The following is a 15,995-nucleotide window of genomic DNA, read 5'->3' on the forward strand; positions in this document are numbered from 1 at the left end:
TTTAAACTGATGTGTTAGGACTGTGGAAATAATTACCGGCCGATAAAGTCTGAGGGCTCTTCAAACTCTTCGAACTCAATGGTAAACTCATCCGCATCCATATACGCTGGAAAACGATCGCGAAATGCATGAAGGGAATTGGCGTTCAGATCCACTGTACGACTTGCCTCACCACCTTCATTCGTGAAGATGATTTCCCCCTTTGGACTTATAACAGAAGAGTGGCCGTTGTATTCTATGCCGTTACCATCTTGGCCAATGCGGTTTACTCCAACCACGTAGCTCAAGTTTTCAATGGCACGGGCTTTTAATAAAGTGTTCCAGGCATCGATGCGTGCAGTTGGCCAGTTGGCCACATAAATTGCCACATCGTACGTTGGTCTTTTGGTGGTTACATCCCATCGGTTCCGGCTCCATACCGGGAATCGCAGATCATAGCACACCAAGGGACAGATTCGCCAGCCTTTCCAAGTAGAAATTAGGAGGCTCTCGCCAGGTGCAAAGGTCTTGTGTTCATTTGCCATCCTGAAAAGGTGGCGTTTATCGTAAGTTTTAAAATTACCTCCGGGTTCCATCCATAGAAGACGGTTGTAAAAACGGTCATGAACCTTTACAATGTAACTTCCCAGGATCAATGCGCCGGTTTGATCAGCTACCTGTTTCATCCATTTAAAAGTTCTCATGTTCATCATCTCGCCTAGCCTGGCTGCCGCCATAGTAAAGCCAGTCGTAAACATTTCAGGTAAAACAATCACGTCTGTGCCACCATTAATTCGCCATATTTTTTCCTCAAACATGGATAAATTGGCTTCAGGGTCTTCCCAATGGAGATCCGACTGAATTAAGGTGATTTTTAAGTCTTGCATGGCGTCGTGATTTGCCCGCAAATAAAAGGAATGAGGAGCAATTTCTCTAACTAAAAGTAGAGTAATAGCCTAAGGATCAGATTTAAATCGTTCGTAGAATGGCGCACGCCTTTTCGAGCGTTTCCTCCTTTTTTGCAAAACAAAATCGCAGGATATGATGATCGGATTTATCCTGGTAAAATACCGATACCGGGATTGCCGCAACTTTAAACTTTTTGGTAAGCTCCTCAGCCATTTCTACCTCTGATTTCTGAGCGATATTTTTGTAAGATAAAATCTGAAAATAAGAACCATAACATGCGAGCGGCTCAAATGACGATCCGCTCATTTGTTGAAGAAAAAAATCCCGCTTCTTTTGATAGAATTTGCCCAGGGACTCGTAGTGTTCTGGTACTTTCAAGTATTCTGCCAGGGCTAGCTGAATGGGCGTGTTGACACTGAAAACGATAAACTGATGCGTCTTTCTAACTTCTTGCATTAAATATGGAGGAGCCACGACATAACCCATCTTCCAGCCGGTGGCATGAAATGTTTTGCCAAACGAAAATACAGCTAGACTCTGAGATGCGAGCCCGGGATATCGCAATACGCTTTGATGAACATTGCCATCAAAAATTAGTCGCTCATAAGCTTCATCACTTAACACCAGCAGATTGTGTTTAAGCACGATCGCCTCCAATTCCTTTAGATCTGCCTCTCGTAAAACAGAACCACTGGGATTATGCGGCGTGTTAATAATGATCATTTTGGTTCTCGCTGTTATTTTAGCCCGAACCAGGTCCCAATCCACGGAAAAGTCAGGATACTGCAAATTCAGGTGGATGGGTAGTCCCCCATTTAAGCGAATTGCTGGATTGTAAGAATCATAAGAAGGATCGAATACAATCACCTCATCACCGGGTGTAATAAAAGCAGCAATGGTTGAGTAGATGGCTTCCGTTGCCCCTGATGTGATTGTGATCTCCGATTCAGGATCAACGTGTTTGCCAAATGAACGTTTTATCACGTCAGCAATCACGGCTCTCAAGCCAGGCATCCCAAGCATGGGCGCATACTGATTGTGGTCCTCCAACATGAATTGATGGACCAGTTCAATGATTTTTCGATCGATAGGAAAATCCGGGAATCCTTGTGAAAGATTAATGGCGCCGTGTTCAAGCGCCATCCTTGACATAACTGTAAAAATGGATGTACCAACATCCGGAAGACGAGATTGAATTTTCATTTAGAAATAAGTACTGGCCAGTGGCAATTGACAAAGAACAACTCAAAATGTCAAATGCGATTTCACGTAAAGAATATTTTGTTCTTAGTGACGCTAGTTTGCCAAAACGATTTCCTTTAAACAAGAAATCCATAATGGATGATCGTTGAGACTTTCAACCAGCTGCACCTTGTCACCGCCGTTCTGGTGAAATATTTCCTGGTACTCTTCTCCAATCTCGATTATTGTCTCAAGACAATCAGCCGTAAACGCAGGTGAGAAAGCCAGAATCTTTTTCATTCCTTTTCGCCCGCATTCCTCCACAACTTTGTCGGAGAACGGTTTGAGCCATTTGTCATCAAGCCGCGATTGAAAACAGACTGTGTATTTTGCAGCCGGAATATTCAGAGCTGCAGCCAGTAACCGGGTTGTAGCATAACAAGTTGCCTTGTAACAATATTTATTGTCGTCTGTAATTTCATTTTCACAGTTATGATCGGTGCATAACCCGTCGTTATATACTTTGTCAACATGGCGCTCAGGCAGACCGTGGTATGAAAACAAGACGTGGTCGTATTCGTTGTGGTTATACTTTTTACCGATATCTACAATTGCGTTGATAAAGGCTGGATGATCATAATACTGACTTATAAATGAAACATCGGGTATAACCCACCATTTACTTATTACACGCATTACTTCTTCATGTGCTGACCCGGTGGATGCGGACGCATATTGAGGGAAGAGCGGCAACACGATGATGCGCTGATAATTTTTTCTTTTCATTACACCCAGCACATCCGGAATAGACGGATTTTTGTAGCGCATAGCAAGGTGTACTTCATACGCCGGCCCCAAATCTTTTTGTAAAAGGTCTTTAACCCTTTCACTGTAGTATAACAAGGGAGAGCCATTCGCAGTCCAAAGCTTCTTGTAAATCTTTGCCGATTTTGGAGCCCTGAACGGAACGATGACCAGGTTAACTAACATTTTTCGCAGTAGCCAAGGAATATCGATTACACGCGGATCATTTAAGAATTGAGATAAATAAGAACGTACATCACTTACGGATGGACTATCTGGTGTACCAAGATTAATAAGAAGAACTCCTGTTTTGTTTTTCATCTTTAAAAAGTGTCGGGATCTTAAACGGATGCCTCAAACAGCCCGGAATGTTTGTCCCAAGAACTCTACATTCAGGCACTTGGTTCCATTCGTTTTGCCTCCGCGTCGTCAATATTGATTACTCATCTCTAACAACGAAAATCCGGGAAAATTTGATTAAAGAAAAATCTGTCAGGCTATTTTAAAATTGGAGCACGCTTGAACGGTTTAGTTTCATCGAAAAGCTTCCGGTAGGTGGCATGTCTTTTACATTCTTCGGCGCCTACCTGTTTCACCACGTTAATCATTGTTGGGTGGAAGTCACCTATCCAATTCATTTCATACTCACTGTATCGGTTATACTTTTCTTGTAATACTTCTCTTGCTTTCATCACCATTGCTCCATCCAAACCTTTTCCCTGGTGTTCTGGGACAACGCCAAATAAAATCCCGAATGCTTTCCGGTTGGTTTTCATTAATGTGTGCCAAACAAATTTAAGTTTCCCAAGCCAGTCCAATTTTCCATTTACATACTTAAAAATCTGATTCATCTCCGGCAAGGAAATAAAGAAGCTCACGGGTTCACCTTTGTAAAATCCGAAATACAAAAGTCTAGGGTCAAGGATTGGCTTCATCTGTTTAACCAGCAGTTTGGCTTGCTGAAGATTGAGCTCGGGGTTCTCATTTCGTGTAGCCCAAGCTTTGTTATATACATGGTGAATGTATTCCGCCAAACGCGGCATTTCAGCTTTACTGATGTACCGAAAATCATAATTAGGATCCTTGGCAGCAATTGCCGCCTTTTTCGCAAGTCTTGGTACCACAGGATCATTTACTGGCCTGCAAAAAGTAAACTGATAGAAATAAACCTGAAATCCGTACGCCTCAAAAAAATCCTTATAATATGAAAAATTGTAATTGCACTGATAGTTCGGTTGCTTGTCAAATCCTTGAATCAACAGGCCCCACCACCGGTCGCGCGTACCAAAATTGATAGGCCCATCCATGGCCTCCATACCTTTTCCTTGCAACCATTCCTTGCACTGATCGAACAGCATAAACGCAGCTTTCCGATCGTCGATGCATTCAAAAAAGCCCATTCCTCCCGTAGGCTGGTCGTTGCCTTTGTGTACAGTCTTTTGATTAACAAACGCAGCAACTCTTCCTATCGCTTCATTTTTATCGTCGAGCAAGATCCAGCGAATACACTCTCCATGTCGAAAGGTTTTATTTTGATCTTTGTCGAAAACCGATTCTATGTCCTTATCAAGAGGTCGGATCCAGTGGGGTTCATTTTTATAAAGTCTGACAGGCAGCTGTAGAAATTCCTTAACCAGCCGGGGGGTTGTGACTTGTTGAATCTTCATTACTGTTCAACTTGCATTTGAGGTGTATTGTGTATTACGTTGTTTATTCGATTTGGAAGAATAATATTAAATCTTGTTCCCTGTCCAACACGGCTGGCGACATATATCTGCCCACCTAATTTCTCAACAGCATTTTTGACAATGTATAAACCAATGCCTGATCCATCCGATTGTTCCGTCGCTCTATAAAACATTTCAAAAATTTTTGACAGGCTGGCGTCGCTGATGCCGATACCGTTATCGGAAAAAATTATTTCAGTGCGAAGATGGTCTGTCGTGATCTTGATATTTATTTCAGAAAATTCACTTTCCAACCGTCGGTATTTGATCGCATTTGAAATCAGATTTCGAAGAATTTCTGATATTCTCCATGGGTCACTATAAAATTCGATCCCCTCAATCTTTATCGAGCGCCGCATTTCTTTTGTGCCCTCGAGATAATTAAGGTCGCTAAAGGTTTGCTGAATGATACGTTCAAAGTCAACCTTCGCCGTACTGATCTCCATCTTCAGATTTTTTGAATGACTAAGCACATCACCAATAAAATGATCCAGGTGCTCTACTTTAGTCCCGATGATGTCGATATAATCCATCGGATTATCAGTGTTGCCGGGAAGTTTAGCCAGGTTAACGAGTCCAAGGATTGAGGAAAGGGGCGCACGAAGGTCATGTGAAACTTTGTACACAAAATTATCCAACTCTCCATTTCTGATTTTCAATTCTTCTTCAACCCGTTTGCGTTCCGTAATATCAACATATACCCCATAGATGCCGATGGTTTGATTCTCGAGTGTTACCGGCATTCCATACAAAATCACGTCAACGAGTTTTCCATTGCGGTGCCTTCGTGCTGTTTCAATGCTCACGACACGATGATTCGTAATGAGATTATTTAAGTCGACACCTTCGTGAGTCAATTCCTCAGGCACAATAAAATCATTAATACTCCGCCCCTTAAGTTCTGTCAACGTAAAACCAAACATTTCCTCAAAACCCTTATTGACTTGTTCTACTTTTCCAGAATCATTCAGTAGCACTACCGCGATGGGAACGTTCTGAAAAAGCTGAGCCAACAAAGTCTCATTCTTTTTTGTACGTTCCTCGGTTTGCTTTCGCTCTGTTACATCCCTGAAGATGATTTGAAAACATGCTTCACCTTTGAAAGTCAGGGGAAAAGTTGTTGCTTCAACATATATTGTTTGCCCATCTATGCGAATAAATTTCTGTTCTTCCATCACCCCGGTTATGCCCATCGTCGCGTCTTTCATTCCTCTGACAATGTGCTGGTGAAAATCCGGATGCACAAAATCCATCACAAAAGTACCTAACAAATCCAGAGAATCGGCGGCGTTCAGAATGGCTCGGGCCTGTGTATTTATAAAAAGAAGTTTACCGCCTTTGTGAATGATGATGCCTATAGGCAAACGTTGAATGGATTCGAGGTACTTCTCTTCGCTTTCATCCATGCGTTGCTTGCGGAGTGTGATATCTTGTATGACGCCTCTTCGTATTACACTACCATCGGGTTTCAATGCGTGATTTGAACGAAACTCCAGCCATTTAATTTTTCCGGCAACCCATATTCTCCCTTGCCAGTTCCATTCTTTACCTGCGCGCTCACTTGTGGTTGACGTTTCATATAGATCCTGAACATCGTCTTGATGAACAATAGAGTCTAGTGTCTGGGCATCATGAAGAAGGGATCGGGCAGGAAGCCCTAACATTGATTCACATGCATCGCTAATAAATTCGAAACGCCTGGAGCCATCAGGTAAGATGACATACTCGTAGAGCACTGCCGGCAAATGCTTGATAAGATCCTGCATACAAAGTAGAAGAAAAGGAAAACCTTAAACTCAAACAGGGCCAGGAATGAGTGTAATTAAACTTCGAAAGATACTTGATCGTTGTAAGAAAACAAGGGACAAAATACGTTTAAAGATTATTTAAAATGAGTGAAGTGTTACAAAACCGTGTCAACCAGGCAAAGCTTCGATCAAATGTTAAGGTTCAAAAACAGACGGTAATGTTATAAGTTGGTCATTTTTCGCAACCAGGACCTGGCTTCGCGAATCGAATCGAAATTTCGAACTTTCATAGTCGCGGCACCTTCTTCCATTTCAATAATGGACAGGAGTGTAAATTTATTGCTAGGCATGACCACGGCCAGGTAACGAATGCCGATTTTCTCCATCTGCGGCAAAACCTGATTTTTAAAGTAGTGGATATCTTCGTCCAAAACGGGGCCCGCGGCTCGACTATCCGTAAGCATATGTAACTTTGGATAATTACCGATTTCCTGCCGAATCAATTCTAATCGTTTTTGCTGTACAAATTGATAGTGCTCACTATAACGCGGAATGCCATTGAGGGTAAGCTTAATACACGGGATTGAGTCATCCAGTTCGAGGGTAGCATATTCATCCTTATAAAAAGGTTTTATCATGCTTTCAACATTTGAATGGACATTTAAGGAGGTCATGAACATGTAATTTAATATCTAACCACAATTTGTAAAAATATTGGTGACATTTTAGGGGTCAAAAAGCCCCAAAACGTAAACTTTATTTTAACTATCTTCATAACCATAATTACCGTTTATTATGGCCACCGTAGAAATTGGACAAAAGATTAAAGAAGTATTTGACCAACGTCAAATGAAACTTACTGACTTTGCGGATGAATTAGGGACTGTTCGTCAAAATGTCTACCGCATTTTCAAGAAACGGCATCTTGATACAGGATTATTACTAAAAATCTCGCAAGTTCTTAATCACAACTTCTTCCAGTACTATGTAGCTGATCCTAACGAAAGAACGGACGAAAAGATTAAACTTTTAAAATCCGAAACCTCCGACTATCAAAAACAACTGGATCTTTCGCGTAAGGAAATCGATTACCTGCGTAAAATTATTAAACTTATGGAAGAAAAAGCCGAGTTGGTTCACCAATTAGGCAAAGACACTATGATGTTGCAGTAATTAAAAATTGTGGGCGGCAACAGATGATGAAATATTTTTTATGTTCTTGAGAATTTACTTCTGAATCGAACGGTTTTAATAAATCCCCCGTAAAAAGTCTGGAATTCCACTTCAAGAAATCCATTTTCACTCATGAGTCTTTCCCAATTGGGCAGCGTCATAGTCTCTATTGAGCATGTGAATTTAAAAAACCAATACATGAGGAAGAGCATTACGCTGTGCCACCAGGTTGTATTTACAAAATCGGTGGCAATCCAAATACCCTGGGCGTTGAGGGAACGTTGGATTTTATGAATTGCCTGTGCACAGTTCTCCTGAGAAAACAAATCAAGGTAAAAGGGAGTGATTACGGAATCGAATATTATATCCTGAGGTATGGAATTTTCTGTGCCATGGATAAATGTTATTCGATTGCCGAATTTTTTTGTTTTCCTTTTTGCAAGTTCTATCATTTTGTGAGAGGCGTCGATATACCATACCTGACATTCAGGCTTGGTTATCATCAATTCGGAAAGGAGCCGTCCGGTACCTCCCCCTACCATCAACACTTTAGCTTCCCGTGGTACCTTTGTCAGATAATATATTTGGGCATTGTGAATGCTCGATCCGAAAACAATTCTTGAGAGTCGGTCATAAAAGGGCGCAACCTTGTCAAAGGTGTTCATCACTGGATTAGAAAAATGATCGGTAAAAGAAAGACAGCGTCACCTATTAATCGATACAAATCGTTTTGCGCCAGAAATTCCCTGAAGAAAAAAATGAGAAACAGTACAGTATTCATCATCAATAATATGATAACAGGGATATTGAACCCCCATAACATACTATGAATTACCGCAAGCAAATAATTGAAAATGCACAATCCGTAAAGAAAAAAACCTGTAATGCGATCACCAGCCACTGTGACAAATGAGTTCTGTTCGTCTTTTTGATCGTAGTGCTGATCGAACCATGAAAACAAAACTAAATTTATCCAAGCTATCAATCCAAACTGAAGAATGTGAAAATAGTGAGGTCCGCTGACTTCTATTGATGTAAGGCTTAGAGACAGAATAAGAATACCGCATGTATACAGCCCAGCGATTACAAATTCTTTTAAAAAGCGAAGTGACCGCTGTACAACGAGGTATATGATAACACCAATAAGTAATATCAATCCCAATTGAAGCACTTGCTGTCTGATGAAGAAGATGGTGATGGCGTCTATCACCATTGCCAAGCATAAAAAGAAAATCAAAGCCGTGAAATTGCGTTGATGAAAGCGATGTCTTTTCGTGGAAGCCGGGTGCCTTATCTTTTTTGCATCTCTTAAATGGTCGACGGTGTAAATGATCCATACAGTGAGACCTAGCGCAATCAAACCATACACCCTAACATTGACGTCAAATATTTTTGCAAAGAACAATGCACTGATAACCGCACCTGCTACAATATCAAGGCTGAGAATATTTATTAACTGATATAACCGAGTCAGTTTGTGCATAAAAAAAGTCTTCCAATCGCTCGGAAGACTTCAAATTTATGACTTAAAAGTTTAAGCCGACTTAAGTGCTTCCGCACCGCCGACAATTTCAAGAATCTCCTTTGTAATGGCAGCCTGGCGAGAGCGGTTGTATAGAAGTTTGAGTTCCTTCAATAACTCACCGGCGTTTTCAGAAGCTTTATCCATGGCCGTCATTCTTGCAGCATGTTCCGCAGCATTAGACTCAAGGACCGAGCGGTATAATTGAACATTCAGAAGCTGAGGGATCAACCCCGCCAACAGTTCTTCTGCATTCGGTTCAAAAATGTAATCAGGCGCGTTAGACACAGAAGAAGCTTCAACAGCCAGTGGTAAAAACTGATCTATCTTCAACACCTGGGTTGCAACGTTCTTAAATTCATTATAAACAATTTCAACTTTATCAAATCCACCTTGTTTAAAGGTGTCAATAATGTAGTTGCCGGCCTTTGATACGTTTTCAAAAGTCATCTGGCCAAAAATTCCCCAATAGGAATCCTGACAAACATATTTCCGTTTACTAAAATATTCCATCGATCGTTTTCCAAACGGAAGGATGGTCACATTTCCCTTGTTGAATTGGGTAGGATACTTCTCTTGAACAAGCTTCACAGCAGCTTTTAAAACAGTACTGTTAAAAGCTCCGCACAATCCACGGTCTGAAGTTATAACAACTACAAGGATCTTGTTCTCAGTTCGCTTTGTAGCATACCAGTCGTTATCATTATCAGAACCGATAGATGCTGTAAGGTTTGATACAATGGTGTTTAGCTTCCTGGCATACGGCCTGATCTGCTGCATTTTCTCCTGTGATCTTCGAAGCTTAGAAGCAGCCACCATGCGCATGGCTTTAGTGATCTGCTGCGTCGAGATAACAGAGGTAATCCTACTTTTAACTTCTTTTAAGCTTGCCATTTGTCTTAAGCTAAATTACCAGCAACTTCCTGAGCAATTTTTTTAATCAAATCTACATCTGCGTCTTCCATTTTACCTGCTCTGAAATTGTCTAACACTTTACGGTGTTGGGCTTTCAGAATTAGTAAGAAATCGCTTTCAAATTCTTTTACTTTTTCTACCGGCACTTTATCCAGGAAGCCGCGCGTTGATGCCAGAATAATTGCAACCTGATCCTCAACCGGTACAGGTGCAAATTGAGGTTGTTTTAGAATTTCCTGATTTTTTCTTCCGCGATCGATGGTAAGTTTTGTGGCCGCATCCAAGTCTGAACCAAATTTTGCAAAGGCCTCCAGTTCTCGAAACTGTGCCTGATCCAGTTTCAACGTACCGGCTACCTTTTTCATGGATTTTATCTGCGCAGACCCGCCCACACGCGATACAGAAATACCAACGTTAATAGCAGGGCGAATACCCGAGTTAAACAAATTCGATTCAAGGAATATCTGTCCATCCGTAATTGAAATCACATTGGTAGGGATATACGCAGAAACGTCACCTGCCTGTGTTTCAATAATAGGAAGCGCCGTTAATGAACCTCCACCCTTTACCAAATGCTTGATGGAAGCAGGAAGGTCATTCATGCCTCTTGCGATCTCATCATTATTGATAATTTTCGCTGCACGCTCTAATAATCTTGAGTGTAAGTAGAAAATATCTCCAGGATAAGCTTCACGGCCCGGAGGTCTACGCAACAAAAGACAAACCTCCCTGTAAGCAACAGCTTGTTTGGACAAGTCATCATAAATAACAAGCGCTGGCCGGCCGGTATCTCTAACAAACTCGCCGATAGCGGCTCCTGTGAACGGGGCAAAATACTGAAGCGGTGCAGGATCAGAAGCGTTAGCAGCTACAACCACTGTATATTTCATTGCGCCGCTTTTCTCCAATTCAGCTGCAACACCTGCTACTGTAGACGCTTTCTGTCCAATAGCCACGTAGATACAAAACACGGGCTGACCACGTTCATAAAATTCTTTTTGGTTGATAATGGTATCAATCGCTACGGCCGTCTTACCGGTCTGCCGATCGCCAATGATCAACTCCCGTTGACCTCGACCGATAGGAATCATCGCGTCAATTGCTTTGATACCTGTTTGCAACGGTTCATTTACTGGTTGTCGGTAAATTACCCCAGGAGCTTTGCGCTCCAGTGGCATTTCATACAATTCTCCTTGCAGCGGACCTTTTCCATCAATAGGCTCACCCAATGTATTGATTACGCGACCAATCATTCCATCGCCTACTTTGATTGAAGCAATGTTTCCTGTTCTGCGCACAGTGTCACCTTCGTGAATTCCTTTGGTATCTCCCATCAATACCGCACCCACATTATCTTCTTCAAGATTGAGAACCATCCCTTTCAGTCCGTTCTCAAACTCCAGATACTCACCTGCCTGTGCTTTGGTTAATCCATAAATACGGGCAACACCATCTCCAACCGTTAATACGGTTCCAACCTCCTCCAAATCCGCTTGGGTCTTTGCTCCAGCTAGTTGTTCAATTAAAATAGCTGATACTTCTTCTGGTCTTATCTCTGCCATATTCTATGAATATTATTACTTATTAAGTTGTCTGTTATTACTGAAATTTAACTGGAGTATTCTCAGTTTATGTTTAATCGAAGAGTCGATTTGTTGGCTGCCAGCATTTAAAATAAATCCGCCAATGATTGAAGGATCTACTTCTTCCTTCAATTCGACCTTCGTTTTTCCAACCACTTTTTTAGCCACCGCAAGAATTTGCTCGCGCAATTCATTGTCGATTGGAACAGCGGTAACAACAGAAGCTCTTCCGATCCCCTGATGTTCATTATAAGCATGATGGAACTCTTTTGCAATCTGCGGTAGCAATCCTTCGCGGTTTTTTTCGGTGATGATGCGAAAGAAAGATAAAGTCAGCTCATTAAATCGACCGCGAAATAATGCTTCTAAAATATTCTTCTTTTTATAATGTTTGATGATGGGGCTTCTCAACGTAGTTATGAGCGCACGGTTCTCTGATAAGACCTTATCAAAGGCTAGCATATCCTGGTGCACTTGCTCAAGAGCTCCCTTTTCAACTGCAAGGTTAAGCAGTGATTTGACATAACGCGAAACTGCCTTAATGTCTGCCATTGCTTAGTTCAGTTTTAAATCTTTGATGTATTCCTGTGCAAGACTTTTTTGTGCTTTATCGTCGGCCAGATTTCTTTGCAAAATTTTCTCAGCAATCTCCAAAGAAAGGTTCGCCACAAGTGCCTTAACTTCTTTCAATGCATTTGATTTTTCCGCTATGATTGCGGCACGCGCTTCTTCGATGATACGATCAGCAGCTTTCTTAGCGTCGGCTTGTGCTTCATCCTTAATTCGGTTGGACGCTTCACGCGCATCGCGTAAAATCTTTTCACGTTCTTCGCGGGCTTGTTTCAACAAGTTCTCGTTGTCAGCTTTCAGCCTGGACATTTCCATCCGTGCTTTCTCAGCTGTATCCAACGCCTCCTGAATTGATTTTTCTCTCTCCTTTAATGAGTTTATAATAGGTTTCCACGCGAGCTTAGCAAGCAGAAAAAACAAAAGGACAAAGACAATAAGTTGCCAAATAATGAGTCCTGTGCCAGGTGTAAGAAGTTCCATATTTTATAATATCTGGTGTAGTTTCACATAAAAAGAAACTTGCCCGGTCCATTACCTAAGGCAAGTTTCTTAATTTTTTTACACTGCGCGCTGAGAAATCAACAAGCAAATTACAAGCGCAAAGAGTGCAGCAACCTCAATAAGAGCAGCAATGATAAGCATTGCACCTTGAATCTTACCAGAAGCTTCAGGTTGACGAGCCATACCTTCCATTGCAGAGCCACCAATGCGGCCGATACCGATTCCAGCGCCTATCGCAGCCAGACCAGCACCAATGCCAGCGCCCATTACCGCATAGCTGATGTCTAATAAAATAGCAAAAAGCATAATTATAAATTAGTTAAGTGAAACAAACCACCCGCCAGCTGACGGATGGATATCTTTAATTCTGTTTAATGATGGTCGTCATGTTCAGCCATAGCCATACCGATGTACAGAGAGGAGAACAATACAAATACATATGCCTGGATACCTGCAACCAGCAATTCGATCAAGCTAATAAATAAAACCATCACGGTTGATCCTGCCCCAACCCAAACGCTTTTAAATATAAAAGCAAGGCAAATCAAACTTAGCAATACAATGTGACCCGCAGTAATGGCAACAAATAGACGAATCGTTAGGGAAATCGGCTTCGTAAAAATGCCCACCAGCTCAACCGGAAGAATAATTAATCGAAGCGGAAGTGGCACGCCTGGCGTCCAGAAAATATGACCCCAATACGCCTTATTTCCATTAAAATTGGTAATGATAAAAGTCAAGGCCGCAAGCGTGAGCGTAACTGCAATATTTCCGGTAAGGTTTCCAGCGCCTGGTAATAAGCCCAATAGATTTCCAAAAAGAATAAAAAAGAACAACGTAAGCATATACGGTAAAAACTTTTCGTAATGATGCCCAATGTTTGGTTTTACAATTTCGTCACGAACAAAAATGATGATTGGTTCAAAGAAGGATTGAATACCCGTAGGTGCTTTACCCTTGTTTTTCTGATAACCTTTTGCCACTGCCAGAAAAATCAGCAGCAATAATGCCGCGTTGATAAACAACATGGCAACATTCTTTGTAATGGAAAGATCCAAAACTGCTTTGTGAGAATCGGCGAGGTAAATATGGTTGTGATCCAGAACGTAGCCGTTGTATTCAACCACATTATGATGCTCATCGTAGAAGTTTCGGGATGAGAAAACATCGAGGCCGCGTTCCGAGGAATAGACAATAACTGGCAAATAAATAGTGCCACCATGATCCCATAAATGCCAAATGTGATCGTCCATCACGTGGTGGAGAATTACCTGGCTGGCATTAAACGGTTCTTCGCTATCAGCATGCTCGTCCTGCGCTGAAAAACCCACTACAGGTATCATCAGGAAAAATGCAAAAAAGGCGATGAAATTTTTTCTAAGAATACTCAAGAATTGGCTCATTCAGGGCTAATTTCAAGGTTTTTAAATCCGAGCGCAAAGGTATCAATTAATGCTCCAGAAAAAAATGTTTTAAAAAAAATTTGCCCTGACTTTACTTCCCCGATCGGTTGGTAATTTTTTGATACAAAAAAGCGATCTCCAAAGCTGAAAAAAAGAAATACACCAGCATAAACCAGGACACATTCAGGGTCGCGCCTTTTTCATCTTCAACAATTACAAAAAAATTATAAGCCCCATAAGCAATCAACTTTAAAGCCATGCTAAGGAGATAGAGCTGAACAAAATAGTCGGGCTTATCGAACTTGTAGAGGTAAACAAACAGTATCCCTGTTCCAAACAATAAAAAAATCAGACTCTCAAAAAAAAATGAAGGCAAGGCCTCTATCCATTGCTTTTCAACCACGATCCAGGCGACAATTACGAGCAATGCCGCAACCAATGACAGACTCAAAAAAAAACGTATCAAGAATTATCCTTGTTTATAGATCTGTATACCTGATACATCATGCCACCGAATGCAATGAGTCCAAAAAGCAGCATGAAAGCCGGAAATTTAATTTGTAGATACTGGTCAAGCTTATACCCAAGCCATCCCAATACCCCGATCGCTGCCAATAGTTGGAATGCTAAACTGCTGTATTTTAAATAGCTGTTATATGTTTTTAACTTCTTGTTGGGGGATGGATCTTGGAAGCCCATTGTCTCCGAGTTTTATATCTTTTATAACAGCGCCCATTTTACAAGTACCATTAAAAACAGCGCCAGGCTCAACCACCATTTTGCCGGTAAGAATATCACCGTTAATGACGGCAGTGGCTTTTAACACCAATAACTCAGTAATCTCAATTTTACCTTTTACCTCGCCTTCGATATCCGCATTCTGCGCCAGAATATTGCCCTGAACCTGAGATCCATTCCCTAACGCGACCTTAGATTTAGATTTGATGTTGCCGTTTATTTTGCCTTCAATACGGATGTTACCGTGAGTTTCGATATTTCCTTCAAGATAGGTTCCTTTGCCGATCGTGTTGCTGGAGGTACTGATTTCATCGGCAGCGCGTTTTTGTTCTTTCGATGTTAGCATGTTGTTAAAGTTTAAAAAGTGACAAATTCTTCCGGGTTCAATGAATTACCATTGTACCACAATTCAAAATGTAAGTGAGGCCCGTTAGTCAGTTCCCCACTATTGCCAACAATAGCGATGATTTCTCCACCGTTAACAAAAGTACCAACTTTTTTTAAGAGTTGGGCATTGTGCTTATAGGTTGATAGGAGATTGCCCCGATGCTGCACAACAATTACATAACCAGAATCCTGGGTCCACGACGAAAAAACAACTGTGCCGTCGGCGATGCATTTTATGGGTTCATTGGCTTTCGCTACAACATCAACACCCATGTGTCCTTTTTTGACATCATATTGATCGGAAACAAATCCAGTGATGGGTGAGTAAAAAAAAGTTTCCTGCAGTTCTCTGTATTTTGAATTCGTAAGTGAGATTAATGAGAGATCCGATTTTTCAAAATCTTTCCGAAATGCCGAATCGGTTGGTGCAGGTTTGAGATTTGCAGGTTTGGTTAAAGGCTGACCTTCTCCGCGTATACTATTTGCCGGATCTTTAAAGTTGATCGTATCTCCACTTAATACCCGTTGGAAGTTTGCTATGAACCGGTCTTTCCGATCCACCTCTACACCAAGGGAGTCAACTTTCAGCGCAAGTTCAAACAACTGTTGGTTCAATACCATCTGCTCATGTTTGGGATCAAACCATTTCGCCAAAATCGTTTTAGACATGAAAAGACTCAGTACAAAGAGTCCGGTGAACAGAATAACCGAAAAAAGGATAACTTTCGAGTAGGTAAAACCCATGCTGGTCTTTTCAGCGAAGTTCTCTTCATTACGAATAATAAGTTGATACCTCGTGGTGAGCCAGTTTGATAATGTCTTTTTGGGTTTCAAATTATTCCTCTTTTTTGTAC

Annotated in this window: 19 protein-coding genes; 1 reads left to right on the top strand and 18 read right to left on the bottom strand. The window is 41.4% G+C overall.

Annotation, left to right across the window (positions count from 1 at the left end; genetic code table 11):
• Positions 1 to 32 precede the first annotated feature (32 nt).
• From P2W71_RS04805 to P2W71_RS04830, 6 genes are all read right to left on the bottom strand, one after another.
• Positions 33 to 866 carry an amidohydrolase gene (locus tag P2W71_RS04805; RefSeq protein ID WP_276367769.1) on the bottom strand — a complete coding sequence of 278 codons (834 nt, stop codon included), beginning with the start codon at positions 864 to 866 and terminating at the stop codon, positions 33 to 35.
• 82 nt (positions 867 to 948) lie between these two features.
• Positions 949 to 2,091 carry a methionine aminotransferase gene (locus tag P2W71_RS04810; protein ID WP_276367771.1) on the bottom strand — a complete coding sequence of 381 codons (1,143 nt, stop codon included), beginning with the start codon at positions 2,089 to 2,091 and terminating at the stop codon, positions 949 to 951.
• Between the two features lie 93 nt (positions 2,092 to 2,184).
• Positions 2,185 to 3,195, bottom strand: a complete 1,011-nt coding sequence (hemH, locus tag P2W71_RS04815) for a ferrochelatase (RefSeq protein ID WP_276367772.1) — start codon at positions 3,193 to 3,195, stop codon at positions 2,185 to 2,187.
• 176 nt (positions 3,196 to 3,371) lie between these two features.
• Positions 3,372 to 4,541, bottom strand: a complete 1,170-nt coding sequence (locus P2W71_RS04820; protein ID WP_276367773.1) for a hypothetical protein — start codon at positions 4,539 to 4,541, stop codon at positions 3,372 to 3,374.
• Positions 4,541 to 6,367 carry a PAS domain-containing sensor histidine kinase gene (locus P2W71_RS04825; RefSeq protein WP_276367776.1) on the bottom strand — a complete coding sequence of 609 codons (1,827 nt, stop codon included), beginning with the start codon at positions 6,365 to 6,367 and terminating at the stop codon, positions 4,541 to 4,543. The genes P2W71_RS04820 and P2W71_RS04825 overlap by 1 nt, the downstream gene beginning before the upstream one ends.
• Positions 6,368 to 6,570: 203 nt before the next feature.
• On the bottom strand, positions 6,571 to 7,023 hold the full coding sequence (locus tag P2W71_RS04830) for a hypothetical protein (RefSeq protein ID WP_276367778.1): 453 nt from the start codon (positions 7,021 to 7,023) through the stop codon (positions 6,571 to 6,573).
• A gap of 121 nt (positions 7,024 to 7,144) precedes the next feature.
• Between P2W71_RS04830 and P2W71_RS04835 the strand changes: the two genes are divergently transcribed.
• Positions 7,145 to 7,522 (top strand): helix-turn-helix transcriptional regulator, encoded by a 378-nt coding sequence (locus P2W71_RS04835; RefSeq protein ID WP_276367782.1) that lies wholly within the window; start codon positions 7,145 to 7,147, stop codon positions 7,520 to 7,522.
• A gap of 38 nt (positions 7,523 to 7,560) precedes the next feature.
• Here P2W71_RS04835 and P2W71_RS04840 read toward each other — a convergent pair whose 3' ends face one another.
• The 12 genes from P2W71_RS04840 to P2W71_RS04895 form a co-directional block, all read right to left on the bottom strand.
• Entirely contained in the window at positions 7,561 to 8,187 is a 627-nt protein-coding gene (locus tag P2W71_RS04840) for a class I SAM-dependent methyltransferase (RefSeq protein ID WP_276367786.1), read from the bottom strand.
• On the bottom strand, positions 8,187 to 9,005 hold the full coding sequence (locus P2W71_RS04845; RefSeq protein ID WP_276367789.1) for a hypothetical protein: 819 nt from the start codon (positions 9,003 to 9,005) through the stop codon (positions 8,187 to 8,189). The genes P2W71_RS04840 and P2W71_RS04845 overlap by 1 nt, the downstream gene beginning before the upstream one ends.
• A gap of 51 nt (positions 9,006 to 9,056) precedes the next feature.
• Positions 9,057 to 9,938 carry an ATP synthase F1 subunit gamma gene (gene atpG, locus P2W71_RS04850; RefSeq protein WP_276367793.1) on the bottom strand — a complete coding sequence of 294 codons (882 nt, stop codon included), beginning with the start codon at positions 9,936 to 9,938 and terminating at the stop codon, positions 9,057 to 9,059.
• 5 nt (positions 9,939 to 9,943) lie between these two features.
• Entirely contained in the window at positions 9,944 to 11,521 is a 1,578-nt protein-coding gene (gene atpA, locus P2W71_RS04855; protein ID WP_276367797.1) for a F0F1 ATP synthase subunit alpha, read from the bottom strand.
• A 15-nt stretch (positions 11,522 to 11,536) separates the two neighbouring features.
• Entirely contained in the window at positions 11,537 to 12,094 is a 558-nt protein-coding gene (atpH, locus tag P2W71_RS04860; protein WP_276367802.1) for an ATP synthase F1 subunit delta, read from the bottom strand.
• A 3-nt stretch (positions 12,095 to 12,097) separates the two neighbouring features.
• Positions 12,098 to 12,592, bottom strand: a complete 495-nt coding sequence (gene atpF / locus P2W71_RS04865) for a F0F1 ATP synthase subunit B (RefSeq protein ID WP_276367805.1) — start codon at positions 12,590 to 12,592, stop codon at positions 12,098 to 12,100.
• A gap of 78 nt (positions 12,593 to 12,670) precedes the next feature.
• Positions 12,671 to 12,919: an ATP synthase F0 subunit C gene (atpE, locus tag P2W71_RS04870; RefSeq protein WP_276367808.1), complete on the bottom strand. Its 249-nt coding sequence runs from the start codon at positions 12,917 to 12,919 to the stop codon at positions 12,671 to 12,673.
• A gap of 65 nt (positions 12,920 to 12,984) precedes the next feature.
• Entirely contained in the window at positions 12,985 to 14,016 is a 1,032-nt protein-coding gene (atpB, locus tag P2W71_RS04875) for a F0F1 ATP synthase subunit A (protein ID WP_276367811.1), read from the bottom strand.
• 91 nt (positions 14,017 to 14,107) lie between these two features.
• The gene (locus P2W71_RS04880; RefSeq protein ID WP_276367814.1) at positions 14,108 to 14,482 is read right to left on the bottom strand and encodes a hypothetical protein; all 375 of its coding nucleotides are present in this window, start codon (positions 14,480 to 14,482) and stop codon (positions 14,108 to 14,110) included.
• Positions 14,479 to 14,715 (bottom strand): AtpZ/AtpI family protein, encoded by a 237-nt coding sequence (locus tag P2W71_RS04885; RefSeq protein WP_276367817.1) that lies wholly within the window; start codon positions 14,713 to 14,715, stop codon positions 14,479 to 14,481. Before P2W71_RS04885 ends, P2W71_RS04880 begins: the two co-directional genes overlap by 4 nt.
• On the bottom strand, positions 14,669 to 15,100 hold the full coding sequence (locus P2W71_RS04890; protein WP_276367820.1) for a polymer-forming cytoskeletal protein: 432 nt from the start codon (positions 15,098 to 15,100) through the stop codon (positions 14,669 to 14,671). Before P2W71_RS04890 ends, P2W71_RS04885 begins: the two co-directional genes overlap by 47 nt.
• An 11-nt stretch (positions 15,101 to 15,111) precedes the next feature.
• Positions 15,112 to 15,975 carry a M23 family metallopeptidase gene (locus P2W71_RS04895; protein ID WP_276367823.1) on the bottom strand — a complete coding sequence of 288 codons (864 nt, stop codon included), beginning with the start codon at positions 15,973 to 15,975 and terminating at the stop codon, positions 15,112 to 15,114.
• Between the last annotated feature and the right edge of the window lie 20 nt (positions 15,976 to 15,995).

This window comes from Chryseolinea sp. H1M3-3 (genome assembly GCF_029360725.1).
In the GTDB taxonomy this organism is placed as follows: Bacteria; Bacteroidota; Bacteroidia; order Cytophagales; family Cyclobacteriaceae; genus Chryseolinea.